At 38.9% G+C, this 22,597-nt stretch carries 18 protein-coding genes and 1 other RNA gene; 11 read left to right on the top strand and 8 right to left on the bottom strand.

What is annotated here, in order from left to right; genetic code table 11:
• Nucleotides 1-315: 315 nt before the first annotated feature.
• On the bottom strand, nucleotides 316-1,887 hold the full coding sequence (locus CWB66_RS08400) for a cation:proton antiporter domain-containing protein (RefSeq protein ID WP_138585010.1): 1,572 nt from the start codon (nucleotides 1,885-1,887) through the stop codon (nucleotides 316-318).
• Nucleotides 1,888-2,154: 267 nt separating this feature from the next.
• On the opposite strand from CWB66_RS08400, the gene CWB66_RS08395 reads away from it, so the two are divergent.
• Complete coding sequence (locus CWB66_RS08395) at nucleotides 2,155-2,898, top strand: sporulation protein (protein WP_138585009.1); 744 nt, start codon at nucleotides 2,155-2,157, stop codon at nucleotides 2,896-2,898.
• A gap of 50 nt (nucleotides 2,899-2,948) precedes the next feature.
• On the top strand, nucleotides 2,949-3,398 hold the full coding sequence (locus CWB66_RS08390; protein WP_138585011.1) for a GNAT family N-acetyltransferase: 450 nt from the start codon (nucleotides 2,949-2,951) through the stop codon (nucleotides 3,396-3,398).
• Between the two features lie 269 nt (nucleotides 3,399-3,667).
• Here the strand turns inward: CWB66_RS08390 and CWB66_RS08385 are convergent, their stop codons facing one another.
• Complete coding sequence (locus CWB66_RS08385) at nucleotides 3,668-4,435, bottom strand: outer membrane protein assembly factor BamD (protein ID WP_138585008.1); 768 nt, start codon at nucleotides 4,433-4,435, stop codon at nucleotides 3,668-3,670.
• A 141-nt stretch (nucleotides 4,436-4,576) separates the two neighbouring features.
• On the opposite strand from CWB66_RS08385, the gene rluD reads away from it, so the two are divergent.
• The 3 genes from rluD (at nucleotide 4,577) to clpB (ending at nucleotide 8,963) form a co-directional block, all read left to right on the top strand.
• The gene (rluD, locus tag CWB66_RS08380) at nucleotides 4,577-5,554 is read left to right on the top strand and encodes a 23S rRNA pseudouridine(1911/1915/1917) synthase RluD (protein ID WP_138585007.1); all 978 of its coding nucleotides are present in this window, start codon (nucleotides 4,577-4,579) and stop codon (nucleotides 5,552-5,554) included.
• Entirely contained in the window at nucleotides 5,554-6,285 is a 732-nt protein-coding gene (pgeF, locus tag CWB66_RS08375) for a peptidoglycan editing factor PgeF (protein WP_138585006.1), read from the top strand. Before rluD ends, pgeF begins: the two co-directional genes overlap by 1 nt.
• A gap of 101 nt (nucleotides 6,286-6,386) precedes the next feature.
• Nucleotides 6,387-8,963, top strand: coding sequence for an ATP-dependent chaperone ClpB (clpB, locus tag CWB66_RS08370; RefSeq protein ID WP_077537306.1), 2,577 nt, complete (start codon nucleotides 6,387-6,389; stop codon nucleotides 8,961-8,963).
• Nucleotides 8,964-9,080: 117 nt separating this feature from the next.
• On the opposite strand, the gene CWB66_RS08365 is transcribed toward clpB, so the two are convergent.
• The gene (locus CWB66_RS08365) at nucleotides 9,081-9,488 is read right to left on the bottom strand and encodes a type 2 periplasmic-binding domain-containing protein (protein WP_138585005.1); all 408 of its coding nucleotides are present in this window, start codon (nucleotides 9,486-9,488) and stop codon (nucleotides 9,081-9,083) included.
• Between the two features lie 12 nt (nucleotides 9,489-9,500).
• Nucleotides 9,501-10,655 (bottom strand): porin, encoded by a 1,155-nt coding sequence (locus CWB66_RS08360; protein WP_138585004.1) that lies wholly within the window; start codon nucleotides 10,653-10,655, stop codon nucleotides 9,501-9,503.
• Nucleotides 10,656-10,973: 318 nt separating this feature from the next.
• On the opposite strand from CWB66_RS08360, the gene CWB66_RS08355 reads away from it, so the two are divergent.
• Nucleotides 10,974-13,196: a TonB-dependent receptor gene (locus CWB66_RS08355; RefSeq protein ID WP_138585003.1), complete on the top strand. Its 2,223-nt coding sequence runs from the start codon at nucleotides 10,974-10,976 to the stop codon at nucleotides 13,194-13,196.
• A 154-nt stretch (nucleotides 13,197-13,350) separates the two neighbouring features.
• Here the strand turns inward: CWB66_RS08355 and CWB66_RS08350 are convergent, their stop codons facing one another.
• Nucleotides 13,351-13,716: a hypothetical protein gene (locus CWB66_RS08350; protein WP_138585002.1), complete on the bottom strand. Its 366-nt coding sequence runs from the start codon at nucleotides 13,714-13,716 to the stop codon at nucleotides 13,351-13,353.
• A 51-nt stretch (nucleotides 13,717-13,767) separates the two neighbouring features.
• Between CWB66_RS08350 and CWB66_RS08345 the strand changes: the two genes are divergently transcribed.
• Nucleotides 13,768-14,205 carry a GNAT family N-acetyltransferase gene (locus CWB66_RS08345; RefSeq protein ID WP_138585001.1) on the top strand — a complete coding sequence of 146 codons (438 nt, stop codon included), beginning with the start codon at nucleotides 13,768-13,770 and terminating at the stop codon, nucleotides 14,203-14,205.
• 67 nt (nucleotides 14,206-14,272) lie between these two features.
• On the top strand, nucleotides 14,273-15,946 hold the full coding sequence (gene ggt, locus CWB66_RS08340; RefSeq protein ID WP_138585000.1) for a gamma-glutamyltransferase: 1,674 nt from the start codon (nucleotides 14,273-14,275) through the stop codon (nucleotides 15,944-15,946).
• A 128-nt stretch (nucleotides 15,947-16,074) separates the two neighbouring features.
• On the opposite strand, the gene CWB66_RS08335 is transcribed toward ggt, so the two are convergent.
• A complete protein-coding gene (locus tag CWB66_RS08335) occupies nucleotides 16,075-17,277 on the bottom strand; it encodes an aromatic amino acid transport family protein (protein WP_138584999.1) in 1,203 nt (400 codons plus the stop codon).
• A 224-nt stretch (nucleotides 17,278-17,501) separates the two neighbouring features.
• On the opposite strand from CWB66_RS08335, the gene CWB66_RS08330 reads away from it, so the two are divergent.
• Nucleotides 17,502-18,398: a DMT family transporter gene (locus CWB66_RS08330; protein WP_138584998.1), complete on the top strand. Its 897-nt coding sequence runs from the start codon at nucleotides 17,502-17,504 to the stop codon at nucleotides 18,396-18,398.
• A gap of 14 nt (nucleotides 18,399-18,412) precedes the next feature.
• On the opposite strand, the gene CWB66_RS08325 is transcribed toward CWB66_RS08330, so the two are convergent.
• Nucleotides 18,413-19,291 carry a flagellar protein MotY gene (locus CWB66_RS08325; protein WP_138584997.1) on the bottom strand — a complete coding sequence of 293 codons (879 nt, stop codon included), beginning with the start codon at nucleotides 19,289-19,291 and terminating at the stop codon, nucleotides 18,413-18,415.
• 206 nt (nucleotides 19,292-19,497) lie between these two features.
• Between CWB66_RS08325 and rnt the strand changes: the two genes are divergently transcribed.
• On the top strand, nucleotides 19,498-20,193 hold the full coding sequence (gene rnt / locus CWB66_RS08320) for a ribonuclease T (protein ID WP_138584996.1): 696 nt from the start codon (nucleotides 19,498-19,500) through the stop codon (nucleotides 20,191-20,193).
• Here the strand turns inward: rnt and CWB66_RS08315 are convergent.
• Nucleotides 20,177-21,802: a flagellar assembly protein A gene (locus CWB66_RS08315; RefSeq protein WP_138584995.1), complete on the bottom strand. Its 1,626-nt coding sequence runs from the start codon at nucleotides 21,800-21,802 to the stop codon at nucleotides 20,177-20,179. The two genes, rnt and CWB66_RS08315, sit on opposite strands and share 17 nt — an antisense overlap.
• Nucleotides 21,803-22,066: 264 nt before the next feature.
• Here CWB66_RS08315 and ssrA point away from each other — a divergent pair.
• Nucleotides 22,067-22,423: a transfer-messenger RNA gene (gene ssrA, locus CWB66_RS08310) on the top strand.
• The last annotated feature ends 174 nt before the right edge of the window (nucleotides 22,424-22,597 follow it).

Raw genomic sequence — 22,597 nt, 5'->3', positions numbered from 1 at the left:
GGGCAGCGCATGTTTGGCATTTATGCTGCGTTATCGCCTATTTATGGGGAGTAACCACACTACATAGGCTCTGCATTGCCTAAATACCAAACAGTCTGCTGCAAATTTAACCTCGAAAGATAAACAGGCCCTAGGACGAATTTATAGGGCAGTGCATGTTTGGTATTTATGCAGCCACTTTATTGCCCCATTTATGGGGAGCAACCACATTATATAGGCCCTGCCTTGCCTAAATACCAAACAGTCTGCTGTAAATTCAACACAGTTGGCACTGAAACTAGCTACTTGAAATGGATTTATTATCCAGAGTTCAGGTTACTTAAATAGTTTCTGTTTTACATGCTCTGCAAAACCGCTACCAGCCTCTAAGTAAAAGTTATAGGTTGAATGTACGCCCATATCTTCTAGTTCTTTTTGCTGATCGGGATAGTTTGCGATTGCTGTCACTTGACCGCTATATCCGGAAGCTTGTAGTTGCTCTAAAGCAAATATATTTTGCATATGTTTAGGCATTGCTAACATCACCATTTCTACGTGCGAATGGTTTACACGTTGCCAAAAATCCGGATCTGTCGCGTCTGCAATTAATACTTTGCGACCTTTATTTATATGTTTATCGACAACTTCTGGCTTTATGTCGATACCAGCGACTAAATTTGGGTGCGTCGCATTAATCGTTTCATAAGCACCTGTACCTATTCTTCCCATTCCAAAAATAACAATTTTTGTATCATTTAGATTTACTGGTAACTCTTCGGCTAAGCGGGTCTGGCTTTCAAACTTTAATAACCAATGTTCCACTTTCACATATAACTCGTTTGATCGTTTATTCAAAGGTGAGGCAATAACAAAAGTAATAGAAACAGCAATAGCCAATACAGCTAGCCACTCAGACGTAATCATTCCTGTTGTTGCTGCAACAGCGCAAACAATTAGGCCAAATTCACTGTAGTTAGCAAGGCTGAAAGCAGTAAGCAGGGATGTTCGTGCACGCAGTTTAAATATATTTGTAAACACGTAGTACAAGAGTGTTTTAATTGGCATTAATAAAACGAGGAGTAAGGCTATAAACAATGAGTTAGCAGTCAGCTCTGCATTGAGTCCAATACTTAAGAAAAACCCAACAAGGAGCACATCTTTTAAGTTAAGTAGTGATTTAGAAAGTTCGCTTGCTTTTTTATGCGGAGCGAACATCATCCCAACAATAAGGGCACCTAAGTCGCCTTTAAGTCCTGCAAATTCAAACGCGTTATAGCCAAGTACAAGTGCGAAGAAAAAACCGAATAATGGCAGTAGCTCACCGTGTTTAGAGCGATTTAGCACCCAATACATCACAGGGCGCAGTAATGGTAATGCAATAATGAGAGCCAATGCCCAAATATTTGGAACTTTACCTGTACTAATCGCTAAAAACATCACAGCAAAAATATCCTGCATAACTAAAATGCCAATAGCAATTTTACCGTGTAGACTTGCCATTTCACCACGTTCTTCAAGTACTTTTACTGCAAATACGGTACTTGAAAAACTAAGTGCAAAGCCAATCAGTAATGCACTTTGCCAACTTAAATCAACAAATAATGGTAGTGCAAATACCCCTAGGAGTAACATAAAACCACTAAATAAAGCGCTGCTAAAAATGATATGCAGTGTAGCAGGGGCCCAAACTTGCGGTTTGATTAAGCTGCTTACTTTAAGTTTTAAACCGATACTAAACAGTAAAAGGGTGACGCCCAATGCAGCAATTGTATTAAGCAATTCGGTGCTTTTATAACCGGCTAAGTTAAGCGCAAATCCTGCTAGCAAAAAGCCAATAAGAGGAGGTAGTTTTAATTGATAAACGCCAAAACCACAAACAAATGCGGTAGCAAAATAAATTAGTTCCATAATTCTTAATTATCACTTCGTTTGGTATTGCAGTGTAGCGAATAATTTATCTCAATGAAAAGAAATATCGATATTAAAGCAGGGGAAAGCTAAGTAATAGTCACTTAATTGCGTATAAAAAATGCACATCTAACGTGAATTTAACCGTAAATAGCGTTTAAATCACACTTTTTCACTGACAAGCGCTTTTAAATATGGTTAAGATGCGATAACGAAGACGTTTAAGTTAGGGCAAACAACACATCAGCTCAACTTAAGGAGAAACACATGTTTAAAAGAATTTTAGCATCGGTTGGTATTGGTGCTGCAAAAGTAGATACTATTTTAGAAACTGAGCACTTACAACCGGGTCAACTATTTAATGCACAGATAGTGATCAGCGCTGGCGATGTTAGCCAAGAAATATCGGGCTTAGATTTACTACTGATGACTCGTGTAAAAGTAGCAGCAGAGGATGGCGATTACTTTACTAACCATGTAATAGATCAATGGCGAATTACAGATATTGGTACAATTGAACCTGGTGAAGTAAAAAACATCCCCTTTGAAGCACGCCTTCATTCAGAAACACCTATTACAGAAATTAACGCTGGCTATAACCAATCTCATGTATGGTTAGAAACAGGCCTTGATATTGATTTAGCGCTAGATCCTACTGATAAAGACCATTTACATGTATATCCAAATGAAGCGGTTAAAGCATGTATGCAAGCAATGGAAAAACTAGGCTTTAGTTTGACCAAAGCGGATGTTGAAAAAGGTCACTTACGGGCTTCAACCTTTCAGTCAGTATCTGGGTGCTATCAAGAGCTTGAATACAAACCTAATAGCCGAAGCCTATTTGGTATTCAAGAAATTGAATTATCGTTTGTGCCAGAAGCGCATAAAACACATGTATTGATTGAGTTAGATCGAGCTTTTAGGGGCGATGGTTATATTGATTTAACAATAGAGCATGACCACGTAAACCTTTCGCAGTTATGTGATCAGCTAGAGCGTTTATTTAATTAAGTGCTAAATGAACCCGGCTTTGGCTGGGTTTTTTGTTTGCAGGGATCATGATGGAATTTAAATGTGAATCTTTTATAGCGCTTAATACACATACTTTATTTACTATCGTGCGAGGGCGTATTGAGGTGTTTGTAGTAGAGCAAATGTGCCCTTATCCTGAACTTGATGATAATGATACAGCAAATACAACCGTTCATATTTATCAAATGGATAAAAATAACTTATTAGCTTATGCACGTTGCTACGAAAAAAATGCTCAGTACAGTGCAATAGGAAGGGTGTTAGTCGCTAAAAGCGAACGTGGTAAAGGCGTTGCTAAAAGACTTGTTAACGAAGCTATAAATTGCTGCAAAGCAAATTGGCCTGAACGCGATATATACATAGGTGCACAAACTTATTTACTTGATTTTTATCGCTCACTGGGTTTTGAGGGTGTAAACGATGAATATTTAGAAGACGGTATTGCACATCAAGACATGATTTTAAAACTGACAGATTAATAGCAACTTTATTAAAAACATGATCATTTTAGCGAATTTAATAATTCACTAACGTCGTTAAAAATTATTCGTATACGACTGCATGGATGCAGGAGATAGAGCAAAGCAGGGAGCAATGAGTGATAACAACTGCATGTCATGACTTCGTTTATTTGTCGCCATAATAGCTCACTAATTTAATGCAATTGGTATAACTCACTAAAAAGCCCGTAATTAAAAAAATTAATTACGGGCTTTTTAGTATAAATTTTAACAATAAATAATCGGTGTTATTTATTTTTTCTAGTGTTTAGTCTACGCGTTTGTTTTGCGTGATCGCTAAGTTCAGTTAAACCTAACTTGTCGTAGCTTTTTTCCATTATTTCAAGTGCTGGCTCTAAGTAACTACTTTGTGAGTAATGCTCAACAACAAACTTACCACGATTCGCCGCAGCCAAATAGGCTTCACGCTCGAAGTAATAAGTCGCTACTTTTAACTCATAGCGTGCCATACGATTTAAAAGCCATACTAAACGTCGTTTAGCCTCCGGTGCATAATCACTTTTTGGAAAGCGCTTAACCAGTGTTGATAAATCGGTAAATGCAACGCGTGTACGGTTTGCATCTCTATCAGCTCTATCTACGCCAAAGTATTCTTGGAATGCATTTTTGTCGGCTTTTATGTTGATTAAACCACGCATGTAATACATGTAGTCAAGATCTTTATGATTTGGGTTTAAACGTATAAAGCGATCGACTGTCGCTAATGCTTGTTCAGTATTACCTGATTGGTAATGAGCATAAACTAAATCCATTTGTACTTGTTTAGAAAACGGGCCAAACGGATAACGTGAATCTATTGCACTTAAAAGCTCTATTGCACGCGCGTATAAACCAGAATCTAGCGTTTCTTTAGCATCTTCATACAAAGCTTGTGCCGATCTATTTGGTACACGTTGAATATCTTCTTGGTCAGGAGCAGACGAACAAGCACCTAAACTAAGTACAGAAACTGAAAAAACAATGGCAAATGCACGTTTCCCTATTTTATTTATCATTTTATTTGTTACCTTCGATGTCTTCGGCTAGGCCAAGTCGGTAAAACCGAGTAAACTATGCGTATTATATTATGCTTTTATTAAAAGCGATTCTAACCCAGTCGAGCAAAGCTTGCACTGGTAAATTGGGTAAAGTTACTAATGTCAGAGCAAATTTCTCTTCAAGCCGAGGTTCCAACCGACTTAGGTGGTAAACGTCTAGACCAAGTATTAGCACAATTGTTCCCTGATTATTCACGTTCACGTATAAAAACATGGATTTTGGATGATAAAATAACCGTTGATGGTGAAATATTAAACACTCCGCGTACTAAGTTACTCGGTGGTGAGCTTCTTAATATCGAAACAACCATTGAAGCACCACGCGAATACGAAGCGCAAAACATTAAATTAAACATCGTTTATGAAGACGATCATATTTTGGTAATCAATAAGCCAATGGGCCTTGTTGTTCACCCTGGTGCAGGTAATCCAGATGGGACTGTGCTAAATGCGCTTTTACATCACCATCCTGAAATTATTAATGTGCCACGTGCAGGTATAGTGCATCGATTAGATAAAGATACAACCGGACTTATGGTTGTTGCAAAAACGATTCCAGCGCAAACACATTTAGTTACAGCACTGCAAAAGCGTGAAAACTTTACGCGTGAATATGAAGCACTGTGTAATGGCACAATGACAGCGGGTGGTATGGTTGAAAAACCAATTGGCCGCCATGCGACGCAAAGAACGCACATGGCTGTTCACGAGCTTGGCAAACCGGCTATTACACATTACCGTGTTGCCGAAAAATTCCGTGCTCATACTCGTTTACGTCTGCGCCTAGAAACAGGTCGTACACATCAAATTCGTGTACACATGGCTCACTTAAATCACCCACTAATTGGTGATCAGTCTTATGGCGGCCGTCCGCGCCCACCAAAAGGTGCAACACCGCAATTGTTTGAGTTACTTCGCAGCTTTAGACGCCAAGCTTTACATGCAGTAAAGCTAAGCATTGCTCACCCTATTACTGGTGAAATGATGACATGGCAAGCGCCTATCCCTGATGATATGGTCGCCATGACACACGCTCTACGCGAAGATACTAAAGCAAACCCAGACATCGATAGATAATGAATGTGTTATCAGCACCATGGAAAAACCTTCATACTGTAGGAACGTTGAGTACTACACGTGAAGGTGGTGTATCAAAAGCTCCCTTTAGAAGTTTAAATGTAGGGCTCCATGTTGGTGATAATAAAGGGCATGTATTAAAAAATCGTTCATTATTAAATGAACACACACCTAAACCTGCAGTGTGGCTAAATCAAGTGCATAGCGCCGATGTTGTTATTGTTGATAAGCACTTTGACGTTAATGAGCAACGTGATGCGGATGCACTTTATACTCAGCAATTAAACCAGCCGTTAGCGATAATGACAGCCGACTGTTTACCTATTTTGCTAACAAGCAGCGATGGTAGGGAAGTCGCCGCCATTCATGGTGGCTGGCGAGGGTTGGAGCAGGGCATTGTTAAAAACGTATTAGAGTGCTTTAGCGCAAAATATGAAAATATACATGCGTGGCTAGGACCTGCTATTGGTCCCAGTCAATTTGAAGTGGGGGCTGAGGTGTTAGAACTGTTTGAAAAACGCTCCCCATTGCTTACTAGCGCGTTTACATTGCAAGCGAATAATAAGTACCTTGCTGATATTTATGCAATCGCACGTATCTTGCTCTCGCAATGCGGCATCAAAAATATCACTGGTGGTGAGTACTGTACAGTGACCCAGCATGATTTATTTTTTTCTTATCGACGCGATTCAAAAACAGGGCGTATGGCAAGTTTGATCTGGCGCAAATAATTACTTGTTATAATGATTATATTTTCCTCAGCACCTTGAACAAACCGCACCGCATACCCATTAATTAGGTAATTAGTTATTTATTTAATAGGTAAACCCTGATGCGTTTAGATCGATTCACTAGTAAATTTCAATCAGCGCTTTCTGATGCGCAATCGCTAGCCCTCGGCCGCGATCATCAATTTATTGAACCTGTGCATCTAATGTATTCGCTACTACAGCAAAGTGGTTCTAGTGTACGTGCATTATTTGCACAAACAGGTGTTAGTGCCGACGAACTAAATACTAAACTTTCCCAAGAAATAGAAAAATTATTTAAAGTAGAAGGCGTAGGTGGCGATGTGCAGCTATCAAACAATATGGCTTCACTTATTAACTTATGTGACAAGTACGCGCAAAAACGCAAAGACAAATATATTTCAAGTGAGTTATTTGTGCTTGCGGCATGTGATGATAAAGGTCCGCTTGGCGATATATTTAGATCGTTAAATATTACGTCTACTAAAATTGAAAGTGCGATTAAAGCGATTCGCGGTGGTCAAAAAGTTGACGATCCAAATGCAGAAGAAACACGTCAAGCACTTGAAAAATACACTATTGATTTAACCGAGCGAGCAGAGCAAGGTAAACTTGATCCTGTTATTGGTCGTGATGATGAAATTCGCCGGACAATTCAGGTACTGCAGCGTAGAACAAAAAACAATCCCGTATTAATCGGTGAGCCAGGTGTTGGTAAAACAGCAATAGCCGAAGGCTTAGCACAGCGCATTATTAATGGTGAAGTGCCTGAAGGATTAAAAAATAAACGTGTATTGTCGTTAGATTTAGGTTCGCTGGTGGCTGGTGCTAAGTATCGCGGTGAATTTGAAGAGCGTTTAAAATCAGTACTGAATGAGTTAGCTAAAGAAGAAGGCCAAGTCATTTTATTTATTGATGAAATTCATACTATTGTAGGCGCTGGTAAAAGTGACGGCGCAATGGATGCGGGCAATATGTTAAAACCAGCGTTAGCGCGCGGTGAGTTACATTGCGTAGGAGCAACGACCCTTGATGAGTATCGTAAATACATAGAAAAAGACGCAGCCCTTGAACGTCGTTTTCAAAAAGTACTTATTGAAGAGCCATCGGTAGAAGATACCATTGCAATATTGCGAGGCTTAAAAGAGCGCTATGAGCTACATCACTCAGTAGAGATCACCGATCCAGCGATTGTGGCAGCAGCGCAGCTATCTCATCGTTATATTAGTGACCGTCAGTTACCAGATAAAGCCATTGATTTAATAGATGAAGCAGGCTCTTCAATCCGACTACAAATTGATTCAAAACCAGAGTCGTTAGATAAGCTTGAGCGCCGTATTATCCAACTAAAGTTAGAAGATAATGCACTTGCTAAAGAAAAAGACGAAGCAAGCCAAAAGCGCCGTAGTGAAATGCAAGAGTTGATCACTGATCTTGACGCACAATATCGTGAGTTAGATGAAATATGGAATGCTGAAAAAGCATCGCTTCAAGGTACGCAAGTAATTAAAGCAGAGCTTGAGCAAGCTAGACTAGATTTAGATGTAGCGCGAAGGGCAAGCGATTTGCAGCGTATGTCTGAGCTGCAATATGGACGTATTCCAGAGCTTGAGCGAAAGCTCGACTTAGCATCACAAGCAGAGATGCAAGAAATGACTCTGCTTAAAAATCAGGTTGGCGAGGACGAAATAGCAGAAATACTATCGCGTTGGACCGGCATTCCTGTTGCAAGAATGCTTCAAGGTGAGCGTGAAAAACTACTGCAAATGGAAGAAAAACTGCACAGTAAAGTGATAGGGCAAGATGAAGCGGTGGTTGCTGTTTCTAACGCAATACGTCGCTCTCGTGCAGGGCTTGCTGATCCTAATCGTCCTATTGGTTCTTTCTTGTTTTTAGGCCCAACAGGTGTGGGTAAAACAGAGCTGACAAAAGCACTGGCTGGTTTTATGTTTGATACCGAAGATGCCATGGTGCGTATCGACATGTCTGAGTTTATGGAAAAACATTCAGTTGCTCGTTTAGTCGGTGCACCTCCAGGTTATGTGGGATACGAAGAGGGGGGTTATTTAACAGAAGCCGTTCGCCGTAAACCTTACTCCGTGATATTGCTGGATGAAATTGAAAAAGCACATCCGGATGTATTTAATATTTTACTACAAGTATTAGATGATGGTCGCCTAACCGACGGACAAGGTAGAACCGTTGATTTTAAAAATACCGTTATTATTATGACTTCAAATTTAGGCTCAGATATTATTCAAGAACAAGCGGGTAACAATGATTATACAACGCTTAAATCTAAAGTGATGGAGGTATTAATTAATGAGTTTAGACCTGAGTTTATTAACCGTATAGACGAAACGGTCGTGTTCCATCCGTTAGCTAACGAGCACATTAAAGAAATAGCAGACATTCAGTTGATGAAATTACGTGAACGTTTAACTGAAATGGGTTACTTACTCGAAATAAGTGATTCAGCACTTGAGCGTATTGCTGCAAGTGGTTTTGATCCTGTGTATGGTGCGCGGCCTCTAAAGCGTGCTATCCAGCAAACAATCGAAAATCCGCTAGCCCAAAAGTTACTAAATGGGGATTATGTCCCAGGCAGTATTATTGTCATTGATTCTGATGAAAGTGGACTTGTTTTTTCTAATCGGTAATTAATATCAATCGGTATAAGTATTTGAAGAATTTAAGAAAATTAGCGTAAAAAAGCCGGATAGTGCCTTAATTCTATAAATTTAGAATCGCACCATCCGGCTTTTATCTAAGAATGATTAAAAAGTAGCAATAACTTTTACTTTATCGCTCACTTTAGCACTATCTATATAACCAATTGCATCTTTGTTAGCTGCAACGAAGTCAATAACAGCTTGATCACTGTCTAATTTTCCTGGAGGAGTTCCTTTACCAGTAAATACAAGTTTAGACCAATACGCATTAATCTGGCTACTTGATTTACCAACGACCTTATCATTGAACTCATCAGCAACAGCAGTACCGTTTTGATCTACAGGGCTAACTTTTGTACCATTGTCGAAAGATTTATTTTTACCTAAATAAATTTTCTTTATAGCATCAATATCAATTGTGCTCGTATTACTAGGATTAATAATAACCGCGACTTCTGCAAATACACTTACAGAGCACAGTGATAATACACCTGCTAACATTAATTTTTTCATTATTCGCTCCAATTAAAATACTAAATCAACACCAAATGCAATTACATCAGTGTCTGTATTGGTTAAATCATTTTCATAGCGACTTAAATCAATTTTAAATGCTGCTGAAGGGTGAAAATCATAACGCGTACCAATTGTATACACATTACTTTTTGATTTAATTCTATCTAAAACACCGTTTAGAGCACTATTTAGTGGAGGGATAGCTTGGATTTGATTGTAACGAGATGACTCATGTTCATCGTCATTATTTTCATAGGTGAAATGTACAATTACATCATCCATTCTGTAGCCAACAGAAGCGTAATACTGAGTCTGTTTTGCTAACAGGCTGTTTTCAACTTCAAATTGAGTATACTCGGCATCAAATAACACATTGTTATAATCAATAGAAAAACCAACGCCAATAAACGTGCCATCGTCTTCATTAATATCAAGATCATCAGCTAGTTCTGTAAGCCCACTTTGACGTAGTACGTTTTCAAGCGCATTAATTTGAGCACCAGATAAATCATCTGGATCATTTTGACCAAGCGCTATTGATGTATCTGCAATTAAATAAGCTGCACGTGCACTAAACCAGTCATAAGATAACGTCCAGTTGATACCAGCGATGTCGTTTAACTCTGCTTTATCATGGTAAGTGACGGTCTCAATTTCACCATCGAAGCTACCATAAATGACTTGTACTGTAGAATCCCAGTCACCAAGTTGCGAATTATAAAGTAAGCTTAACCCTTCATAAGTAGAAAATGGGATGCTGTATACTGATTCAGGTGGACGTACCCAACGGTATGCATAACCTACATCAATAAAGTCAGAATAACGGTAAAAAGGCACACGCATTTTACCAGCGCTTAATTGTAACTCATCATTAAATTCATAAGTTAAGTAAGCCCACTCAAATTCGGCATCAAAATCATTATTACCACGAGCTACAATTTGCGCTGTTGCACTTAGTTTTTCTTGTAAATCGGCGGATATTTGCAGTGCAAACACACTTTCATTTTTAAATGAAATGTCATCATCATAGCCATAACGACCACGATCATCTTCGAGACTTTTTCCGCCAACTATTGATGCAAAGCCATTAATTCTTACTTCAGCATTAGCATAACTCGTTGCTAGTGCTGCACATATTGCTACTGCTACAGATAGCTTTTTCATATGTAGTTCCTATTTATTATTAAGTGTTGATTCCTTATGCATTATAGAGTTAAAACAATAATTATCTAATAAATAAGCTAATTTATTTTTTAGTACTATGGAAATAAATGGATAATCACTGAGCAAATAAGTGAAAACGTATGTGTGCATTTTAAGTTTTTGTACGCTGATTGAAATTATTAATACATTTATTCACAATAATGTCATACAATACCCTTCCAGAGGAAAGATGCTTTTAGCGTCTTTTTTTATGCCTGAAATTTATATTATCTAAATATAAACGCATAACCAATCACACGGTATCCTTTGGAGAACATTTTGAAATTACGCAACCTCTCACAGTTAAGTCTCGCAATACTTGCTGCACTAACAGCCTCTGTAAATGCTGAAGAAACCAAAACAACAGCAAAACAAGATGCATTTGAAAAAATCGAAGTAACAGCTCGTAAACGTACTGAAAGCTTATTTGAATCTCCAACCGCTATTACATCAATTGGTGCAAACCTAATAGATAAAGCCAATATGAGTAACCTAGAAGATATTGGCAAATATGTACCTAACTTAAATATCACGCGTTACGGCGTGGGTAATTCTGCTCATGCTTCTGTATTTATTCGTGGTATTGGTCTGCAAGATCACATTATTACAACGGATCCTGGTGTAGGTGTTTATTTAGATGGTGTTTATTTAGGCCGCCAAATGGGCTCTAACCTATCATTACCGAACGTTGAACGCGTTGAAATTTTACGTGGACCACAAGGTACGCTATACGGGCGAAATACACTCGGTGGTGCTGTAAACGTAATAACAAAACAGCCAGGTGATGAGGGGATTATTACCACAACCGCAAAAGTAGGTAGCCGTGGTCGTATTGCTGGTGATGTATATTTTAATAATACATTAACAGATGATTTAAGTATGTCTGCAAGTGCAGCTTACAAAACACGTGATGGTGTAGGTAAAGCGGTAAACCTTGCTAATCCAGAAAAAGAAATAGGTGAAGAAGAAGAGCTTAGTGGCCGCGTTGCACTTAAGTGGCAAGCAAATAGCGACTTGGCATTTACATTCTCTTTAGATGGTGTTGATAACGAGTCAGGCCAATCGCCATATACAATTGAATTAACTGAGCCACTGGACCCTAATAACGTTTTCAATGGTGACTTTCCATTACTAACGCAAGATTTAATTCCATCAAACCCTGATGATTTAGGCACAACGGTTGCCGGTATTGAATCAACATCTTACTCGGGTTGGGGCACATCATTCACGGCTGATTGGGCTATTAATGATACATACACGGCAAAATTTATCTCAAGTTACCGTACTTCAGAATACGAAGGTGGACTTGATGATGACGCTTCACCACTTAATTTATCAGAGTTTCCAGAAGAAGGCGGTGCAGATCAGTATTCTTTTGAAGTACAGTTAAACGCGACGTTTGATAATATGGATTTTGTATCAGGTCTTTATTTCTTTAATGAAGACGGCTTTACACGTTCTGGTCCATTTGTATTTAGCCCATTTAATACACCAAATGGTTTATTAAATGATGGCGTAACACCATCATTTGGTGGTTACGGTAGTTTTGAAATAAACCAAGAAACTAACTCTTACGCAGCTTATATCAATGCAAGCTACGACTTAACTAATGACTTAACGCTTGGTGGTGGTTTACGTTACTCTCAGGATGAGAAAGATGCGAATGCTATTTTCCCATCATTTCCTGCACGTAAATACGTAACTGCAGATTTTGACGCTATAACATGGGATATCAACGCATCATATCAGCTCAGTAGTAATATGAACGTGTATGGTCAAATTCAAAAAGGCTATCAAACTGGTGGTTTCCCACCGCGTCCATTTGGTGGCCCAGATCAATTTACTTCTTTTGATGAAACGAAAGCGGTTAACTACGAGATTGGTTTAAAAGGGCAAGTGCATGAAAATGTATCTATGATGCTTGCTGTATTTGTTACCGATTACACTGATTTAGCACTGCCATTCTCAGATCCTACTGCGGGTGGCGGCTTTGTAACTATTGTAGAAAATGCCGGCCAATCTAAAGCGCAAGGTATTGAGCTTGAAACAACGGTTGCTATCACAGATGACTTCACTATTCGCAGCGCTGTAGGTTATCTTGATTCTGAAATTACTGATGTTGCACAAGGTGTACAAGGCATTGGCAAAGGCGATTCACCCGCTTTAACTCCACGCTGGACTGTAATGGTTGCTCCATCTTACTTTATGGATTTAAACAATGGCGGCACTTTGGCGTTAAATGCTAATTACTCATACCGTAGTGATATGCAAGGGCAGTCGGTTTATAACCAAAGTGAAACAATCGATTCTCGTGAATTAGTGGGTTTTAATATCTCTTACACTAACCCGTATGGCGATATGGAAGTAACGCTTTATGGTGAGAACGTATTAAATGAAGTGTACGACGTAGGCCGTTTACAGCAATCAGGTTTTGTTGGTGTAATGCGCAGTAATGACCGAAGTGAATTTGGCTTAAAATTCAAAAAAGACTTTGAATTATAAATAATATCAATAGCGTTAAATTAGAGGTTTCTAGCTTTTTATAAAAGCCTCATTAAGCGCTATTTTAGTCGTTAAAATCGAAGTACTTTAATAGCGCTGCGATTAAACAAAAAAGGTAAGCCTAGGCTTACCTTTTTTATTTAAAGTAGGAAGATTAACCTTCTTTGTGAGCTTGACGAGCTTGTTCAATTTCGTCAGCAATTTCTTGTGCTTTTTGCTTTGTTTTTTCAGTTAATTCGCCAGCGGCTTCTTTACTTTTTACCCATGCCTCAACAGCAATTTCTTTGCCATCATCGTACATGTCTAGGCCCATAGCTTTACTTTGTTCTAATAGTTCATTTAACGACTCATCATTTTTTAAATCGTTTGTAGTCTCTTTTACATCATCCCACGCATCACCAAGCTTTTCTTGCATTTGCGCGCTTTTTTCTTTTGCATCTTCTTTTACTTCATTGGCGTCTTCACAACCAGTTAACGTAATTAAGGTGCCCAATAAAGCTAAACCTGCTAATTTGTTCATGTGTTATTCCCTTTAAAGACTAATTATTAATTCAGGGCTAATTGTAAAACAATGAAAATGAACGTACTCGGAACAGAACGATTAAATTTAAAATTAATGCATGAAGGCACAGGCCCACAGCTATACGAACATACATGTTGGGGGCTATGGGAGATAACAATAAAACAAAGTAATGTTTTTATTGGCTACATACTTGTAAAGCCAATGGACTTATTTAGTGAATTACCTGATTTTAGTGATATTGAAATTGGTTGGCGTTTAAAGCAAGAAAGCTGGGGAAACGGCTATGCTACAGAAGCTGCCAGCCTCATGTTTAATGAAATAGCGAAGCAGCCAGATATAAAAAAAATTAGTGCGACAGCGAATAAAAACAATCAAGCTTCTATTAAGGTGATGGAGAAACTAGGCATGCAATTTATTAAAAATTATATACAAAAAGAAGAAAGTGGCGATGTGCCTTCAGTGCATTATTCAAAATGTATAAATTAACAAATTGTGTGATGATTACTTGGTATTTAAAAGCAGATTGCTATAAATAATAATTTAAGGATGTTCGATGGGACTATTTTTATCTAGAAGTACGCTTATTGCTAAAAGCGTATTTATTTTACAACTCAGTGCGTTTAATCTCTCAGCAAAGCCATTATCTCAAAGTGCTGTAGCAATGCCTGATGCATTTAGTGCAGATGCCGCTAAGAGTATTTTAGATCAAGGTGGTAATGCTATTGATGCGGCTATAACGGCGCAATTTGTACTTGCGGTAACGTTACCTGAGGCAGGTAATATTGGCGGTGGTGGTTTTATGCTTATCCAAAAAGGTGGGCAGGGCGATTTTATCGACTACAGAGAAACTGCACCAAAGGCATCTTATCGTGATATGTATTTAAACGATAAAGGTGATGTAATTACTAATAAATCTATTTATGGCATTAGCGCCAGTGGTGTACCTGGTAGTGTTGCCGGTATGTGGCTTGCACATAAGCGCCACGGCACACTGCCTTGGAAAACATTAGTGCAGCCAGCAGTGGCTTTAGCTGAACAAGGTTTTGTCGTGCCTCCTAAATTAGCAAAAGGTGTTAGCCATTATATAGCCCATCTAAAAGAGCAAAAAATAAATGTAAACTTTGAAAAATATTTTATTGATGTAAAAGCGAATAAAGTATTTAAACAACCAGAGCTTGCGACCACCCTCAAGCGTATCCGCGATAACGGACAAGATGGTTTTTATAAAGGTGAAACAGCCAATATTATTGCAAAATTTATGCATCAACATGGTGGTATTATTGATCAGGATGATTTAAAAAATTACACCGCTAAGTCTCGAGTGCCTATAAAAGTAAAGTGGAATGGTTATGAAGTACTTACTTCTCCACCGCCAAGTTCGGGCGGTATTGCTATTTTGCAATGGCTTAAAATGTACGAGTTGAAAAAGCCAAATAATGGTCTTGCACACAACTCAACGCAGTACGTTCATTTACTCGCAGAAATAGGTAAACGCGTGTTTGCCGATAGGGCTGAATACTTAGGCGATCCTGACTTTTTTAATGTGCCAGTAACAGCGCTAACAGATATAAATTACCTTAAAAACCGTAGTAACGATATTTCGTTAACGGCCATTTCAAACACAGAAAGCATTAAGCCAGGCCTTAAAGAAAGCGAGCAGACTACGCATTTTTCAATTGTTGATAAAATGGGCAATGCAGTTGCCAATACAACCACAATTAACTTAGGTTTTGGTAGCGGAGTTGTGGTTGAAGGTGCTGGGTTTATTTTAAATAATGAAATGGACGATTTTAGTGCAAAACCTGGGGTAATGAATGTGTTTGGTGCTATTGGAGGTAAAGCAAACGAAATTCAGCCACATAAGCGTATGCTTAGCTCTATGACGCCTACAATATTACTTAAAAATAATACGGTTAAAATGGTAACCGGTTCGCCTGGTGGTACAACAATTATTAGCTCTGTATATGAATCAATATTAAACGCTGTTGAGTTTGATATGAACGCAGCAGATGTTGTTAACAGCGCAAGGTTTCATCATCAATTGTGGCCTAAAAACGTGATTAGAATGCATGCGGGTTTAAGCGCGAAGGTAAAAGCTGAGCTTGTAAAAATGGGCTATGTTATTGATGAACGCCACTTTGGTGATCTAAACGTCATTATTAATAAAAACGGTAAGCTAGATGCGGCGTCTGAGGCGTCAGGTCGAGGAAAGTCCATTGTTTTTTGATCCATGTTAAACATGGGCAGCCTTTATTTGGGATTTATGCGTTGTATTTAACAACGCGTAAATACCAAACAGTCTGCTGAAAATTTAACCTCGAAAGATAAACAGGCCCCAGTTATTAGAGTGCAGTGTTACCCAATTGCAGGAATAACGCCTGCCATTTGCATAAACTGCGCTGCTATAATTGTTATCCCGCATACGGCCGCTATTCCAAGGCCTATATTACCGCTCCTTACTTTATAACCTGTTTTATCTGATGACATGCGTTGTTTATACACCATCGCTACAGGTAAAAATACGGCAAGCACCACTAATGCAATTGCAGCGTAACCGAGTGCCATAATAAATCCTTGAGGATAAAATAATGCAAATCCTAAGGGGGGAATAAAGGTAATAAATGCTGTTTTAATGCGATCTGTTTTATTATCCCCTTTTTTAAATGCATCAGCAAAAAAGTCGAATAAACCTAAGCTTACGCCTAAAAATGAAGTGGCAAGGGCTAGATCAGCAAATAATTTAACAGCAATTGCTACATTGGGGTTATGAGCAATGCCCGCCACACTTTCTACAAAGCCACTGAGCCCTTCGCTGTTAAGCAAGTTTGCTTGACTCATAATACCTTGGCTTAATAATTGCCAAAAAATATAAATAACCAACGGAAGTGCTGCACCTGCAATCATAACCTTACGCAGCACTTTTATGTCAAGGCCGACATATTTAACAATCGAAGGTATCGAGCCATGAAACCCAAATGAGGTAAATATAACGGGAATAGCAGAAAGGAGTAAGCCTTGCTCTACAGGCATTTCTAATAGGTGTTTACCTTGCACATAAGGTGAAAGCATATAAAACAAGCTACCTAATACAATAATTTTTATTGTAAACAATACCCTATTAAATTTATCGACTTTACTCGTTCCTAGCGTCACTACGCTTGCAATAACAATTGCTAATATGACAGAGCCAAGTTGTGGTGCAATATTTGTGTTAAATCCTGAATTTATACGATCTTGCAGCTGCACCCCACCTCCTGCTATATACGCAGCACACAAAGCATAAAATAAAAATATCATTGAAAAATTAGCAATATATTGACCTTTTTTACCAAGCCATAATTTAGCCAACGTATTTAAAGTTGCGTCTCGTGGTGCGTACTGATGTAGTTCTAACATGAGCAATGCGGTGTAGGTCATAAGCAACCAACTACACACAATGAGCGCAAGCGCAGTGGTAAAACCTAAACCAGCTGAAGCGATTGGAAGCGCCAGCATTCCGGCTCCAATGGTTGTTCCTGCAACAATTAACATGCTACCTATTGTTTTATTTTTAAGCACTTAATAACCCTGATAATCCGAGAGAGGTATGCACGATATAACTAGTTGCTCAAAACTGAAATAGTTTTGTGGTAAAAGGCTGCAATTAAAATGTAACTTTCAATTTACAACTGTATTTTTTAGCGTGTTTTAACTGATGAAACACAATTAAATACGTTAAAGTGCAACAGTTTAACGGTATAATTTGTTTATCATTTATGCTAATTCATAACTCAGGAATAAACGTGCCAATTAAAGCATCGTACTTTTTAATGGTTCTAATATGGTCTACTACACCACTTGGTATTGTATGGAGTAGCGAAACTGTGTCGCCTACACTTGCGGTGCTAATGCGTATGCTGGTGGGCTTATTTTTAGGTGGTTTAATTGTTGCTGTTACCAATATTAGAGTGCCTTGGAGTAAAAATGCGTGCTTACTTTATTTTTATTCGAGCATCGGTATTTTTGGTGGCATGTTATTGAGTTATATGGCGGCTAAAACAGTTCCTTCGGGCATTATTTCACTCATGTTTGGCTTAGCACCTATTTTGTCGGGATTACTTGCACAACAATTGCTAAATGAAGCTAGGTTTAGCCCTATTAAGCTAATGGCATTGGCATGTGCATTAATTGGTTTATATTTTGTCAGTTATAACCAAATTCAACATTCGCAAACACAAGGACTTGGGTTGTTGTATGTATTTATGGCGGTGTGCTTTTTTAGTTTAAGTGGTGTGATGATAAAGCGTGTACAAATAGCCATTCACCCAATGGCGACCACGTTTGGCGCATTGGTGTTTGTAACGCCGTTATTTTTTATCGCTTGGTGGTTAGTTGATGGTGAGTTACAGATAGATAATTGGAGTGCAAAGTCGCTTTGGTCTATTGGTTATTTAGGTATATTTGGCTCACTTATTGGGGCACTTGCTTACTTTCATGTATTACAAAACTTAAATGCCAGTACGGTTGCTTTAACAACGCTCATTACACCGAGTTTTGCACTGGGGCTTGGTGCATGGCTTAACAATGAAGCACTTAGTACCGAGCTTATTATTGGTGCTGTTATTATTTTAATAAGCCTAGGTGTGTTTCAATTTGGTGATAAATATTTAAAGCGTAATAAGCAACACGCTAAAAGCTAAAGTGCTGTTAGCGACTACATTTTAGCTATTTGAATAATCAAACGACGGTTTTTATCTCGTCCTAAAATGTTGTCGTTGCTGTCTACAAAACGTTTTTCGCCCAAACCCGTTGTTTTTACTTTGGCTTCATCAACACCTAAACTCACCATATAGTCTTTTATTGTTTTTGCACGTTTACGCGAAAGATCTAAGTTATTCCAACGTCCGCCATAGCTATCTGTATACGAATCAATACTAATCGATTCAATTGTTGCGTCATTTTTTAAATACTCAGCAATTTGATCTAGGCGTTGTTGCGATGATTTTGTTAATTTACTGCTGTTTGATTTATAGTTCATAACTGTAAATGAAATATCTTCAAAACTGTAAGGAAGCAATTCATCACGGCATTGTAGAAATGCCCAGTACGCTTGTTTAAAGTTTACACTTGATAAGCCAACGGCAATTTTATCGGTACTGTTTTGCCAGTCTTGGTAGTAAAAAGTAGGGTAGAAGCCTTTCTCAAGCTCGGTCAGCATTTCCCACGAGATGCTATTATCAAGTTCGCCATCAAACTTTTTAAGTAACTTCATGTTGGTAATATCACGAGCAGGCAAACCAGCACGCCAAGAAGGGGGAACCGCTTTTAACCCTGCAATTGAATAATTGTCTGGGCGTACAACCATGTCTAAATTAAAGGTTAGATTTTTGTTTTTGCTAGCGGATGCTTTAAATACGGCCTCGCCATAATATGGAACTTCATGATTTAATTGGCATTGTAAGCGAGTTGTTTTAACTACATTCCAATTCGAATTATCTTGGTTTGCAGTATATTGGCGCATAGCAGCATCGGCACTATTGTTTAACAGTACCTCACAAATACACAGGCTAATAAATAACAACTTAAACTTCATGGGGTATTCTCCAGTAAATCGGGCATGCCAATAATTTGGCAAAATGCAGTGCCATTACAGTTAAAGTAAATAACACTCAGCTAGCTATAACTTTAAAGCAAATTGTATGCCTATAATTTAAGGCATAATTAATCGAGTAAGTGACTAGCCGAAAGGCCCTCACTTTTGACATAATAGAGGGCTTATACCTACAAACCAAGAATACTATGGCAAATACTGAGCAAACACTTTTCGCAAAACGCTTTCGCGGCTTTTTCCCAGTGGTTATTGATGTTGAAACAGCAGGGTTTAACAAAAATACCGACGCTTTATTAGAAATAGCTGTTTCTGTTTTAAAAATGGATAACGAAGGATTGCTTAGCATAGATCATACAGTGCATTTTCATGTTGAGCCTTTTGAAGGCGCTAATATAGAACAAGCTGCTATAGAATTTAACGGTATAGATCCATTCTCACCACTGCGTGGTGCTGTCGCTGAAGACGAAGTAATAAAAGAAATTTGTAAAGTTGTGCGCAAAGCACAAAAAGCAGCAGGGTGCCAGCGCTCAGTAATAGTGGCGCATAACGCCGCGTTTGATCATGGTTTTTTAAATGCAGCAATAGAGCGTAATAATATTAAACGTACGCCGTTTCATCCGTTTGTCAGTTTTGATACAACAACACTTGCAGGATTAGCCTTAGGGCAAACTGTACTGGCTAAAGCATGCCGTGCTGCAGGTATTGAATTTGATAATAGCCAAGCGCATTCAGCACTTTACGATACAGAGCGTACTGCTGAACTATATTGCTTTATCGTAAATCGTTGGCAGCAGTTGGGTGGTTGGCCATTAGCAGAAGCTCAGGATAACGATGACGAGCCACAAGCAGATGATACTAATGAGAGCACTAAAACGACAGAGTAATTTTGCCTTCGCTTAGGTGAATCAAATGGGGCGGATAAATACGGGCAAACTGCATAGTCTCTTTCGCTATTTTAAGCTCTACGCCTGAGTACATTAGCTCATTAACCTTTAAGCGGCTCGTTGCTAATAGCCGAGCTATCTTTTGTTTAATAAGCTTTTTTTGTCGCTGAACATTTGCTGCGCGGGTTTGTATTTGCTGCTCATTGGCCGTTATTTTATCTAAAAATAATTGTCGTTGGGCAGCTGATGGTATTTTTTTTGCTTTGTCTCGCGCTTGTTCTAATGACGCGGATTTACTCGCCAGTATTTTTTCAAAGTCAGCAATCTGGATTTGTTTATCACGAAGTTCGAACCAGTTTTGCGCTAATAAGACGCGCGTTTTTATACCCGCAGGAGCGCCTAATTCACCAGTTTCAACGCGAATTGCATCTAAAATATTGCCGCCTATAATCTTCCCCTGAGGATCATCTGCTTTACCAACACGTATTAACCGCCGAGCACTTAAATCGCAATGAAGAGCTTGGCGCTCAATAAATAGATCTTGCTCTGTTTTTATATCGCAGTACTGTGCATAAGTAATCGAAATTGTTCGCTGGGCTATAATTTGGCATGTAAAAGCATCATCGTTTTCACGTTTTCGGCCAATCGCACCTTGCATAATTGTTACAGCACTTTTACTTTCAACGATGCCAGACTCAACAAATCCTAAGACAGTAATATCGCCATTTGCTTTTACGCGCATGCCATCTTTAATATCACCACTAATAATAACACTGCCATCAAAGTCAACATGTCCAGTGCTAACATCCACATTATCAAAACATAAAACATCATCAACACGCATACCATGGGGAAGGGCAACAGGCACACCTTTGCTATCTGCAATTAACATGTTTGGATTGTTGGGATCAATTTTCGTGCCTTCAAAAGGCTGTAGTTGGTATTCGTTTCCAGGGTTTGCTGGTATTAAATCCCCAAACACCGTGTAGCCATCTTCACCATAAGTTGCAGCTACGCGCTGCATTAACGCCATACCCGGTTTAACGGTGATAATGGCACCGAGATCTTTCATATCAACTTTGCCGCCTTCTGTAGCCTGTGGGCTAAGAACACGGTCTTGAGCTGTTGAGCATAAGCGAACAAATTTTGCGTCACTGCCTTTTTTAGGGTTTCGTCCGTGGGCAACTATGGCGCTATACACGCTACCAGCTGGTTGCTCAAGTTGTTGACCTAAAAATGTATCAAGCGCTCTGGGGCTAACCCCTTTTTTTACACCAACGTCGGCAAGCGCTTTTTGTGCGTCTTCCATCGATAGTAAGGCTCCCCCTTTCGCTGTCGTGATAGTCGCCTCTGCAAGCATATTTTTTTCATCAATATTAATAACAATAGACGCGTTAATAGCCTTAGCAATGACTAGCGACTCTTCTTGATAATTTTCACTTTGTGCAAAAAGCTTGCCTATATTGGCTGAAATAACCTCTAAATCACAATATGAAGATTGTTCAAATAACTCGATTAGCTCTGTGCCACTGGCCGGAAAACCACTATCGACAGGGTGCTTTATTAAAGACAAACTCCCTGTTTTTTCATCAAATGAAAAAACCGACATTCATTTATTCCCCACTCAATATGTGTATTATTTTTATAGTATTCAACGCGTTTATTTTTTATTACACTAAATAGCTCTCTATTTGAGCATAACAGCGTTGTTATGTTAAGCAAATGTTGTTTAAGCGCTTTGTGATATAGGGCGAGAATGTGTGTTTAATACGCAGTTTCTATAATAACTAAAATAAAAGTGTGTTACCCCTTGAGTATCAGCACTTTACTCAGTTATACTGCTCGCACGCTCTGAATTGAGTTTACTAATTCAGGGGCTGATTAGGATTCGACGGAATTCAAGACGCCCAAGGTGCATGTCGAGGTGCGGTTTGCCTCGTTAAACAGCCGCAACCTAAAGTAATCGCAAACGACGATAACTACTCTCTAGCAGCTTAGGCTAGCTAGCGCTCCTTCCATGTATTCTTGTGGACTGGATTTTGGAGTGTCACCCTAACACCTGATCGCGACGGAAACCCTGGCCGGGGTTGAAGCGCTAAAACTAAGCGGCCTCGCCTTTATTTATCGTGTTCGTCCGAGATCTAAAGGTTAATTAAATGACGATACTAAACATGTAGTACCGACGGTCGAGGCTTTTCGGACGGGGGTTCAAATCCCCCCAGCTCCACCAATAACGGTTTTTAGATTCGTTATCTAAAAACCCTAAAAAACCCGCAACTTGAGCAATCAGGTGGCGGGTTTTTTTATGCAATTCATTTATATAAACAATGGCTGACTGTACAAATAAAGTTTGAAAGTGTTACTTTATTAATACCAATTGCATTAAATTAGTGATCTATTATAG

This window comes from Pseudoalteromonas sp. S558, assembly GCF_005886635.1.
Taxonomy (GTDB): domain Bacteria; phylum Pseudomonadota; class Gammaproteobacteria; order Enterobacterales; family Alteromonadaceae; genus Pseudoalteromonas; species Pseudoalteromonas aliena.
The sequence above is the reverse complement of the archived record's forward strand: the minus strand, read 5'-3'. Positions and strand labels throughout refer to the sequence as shown.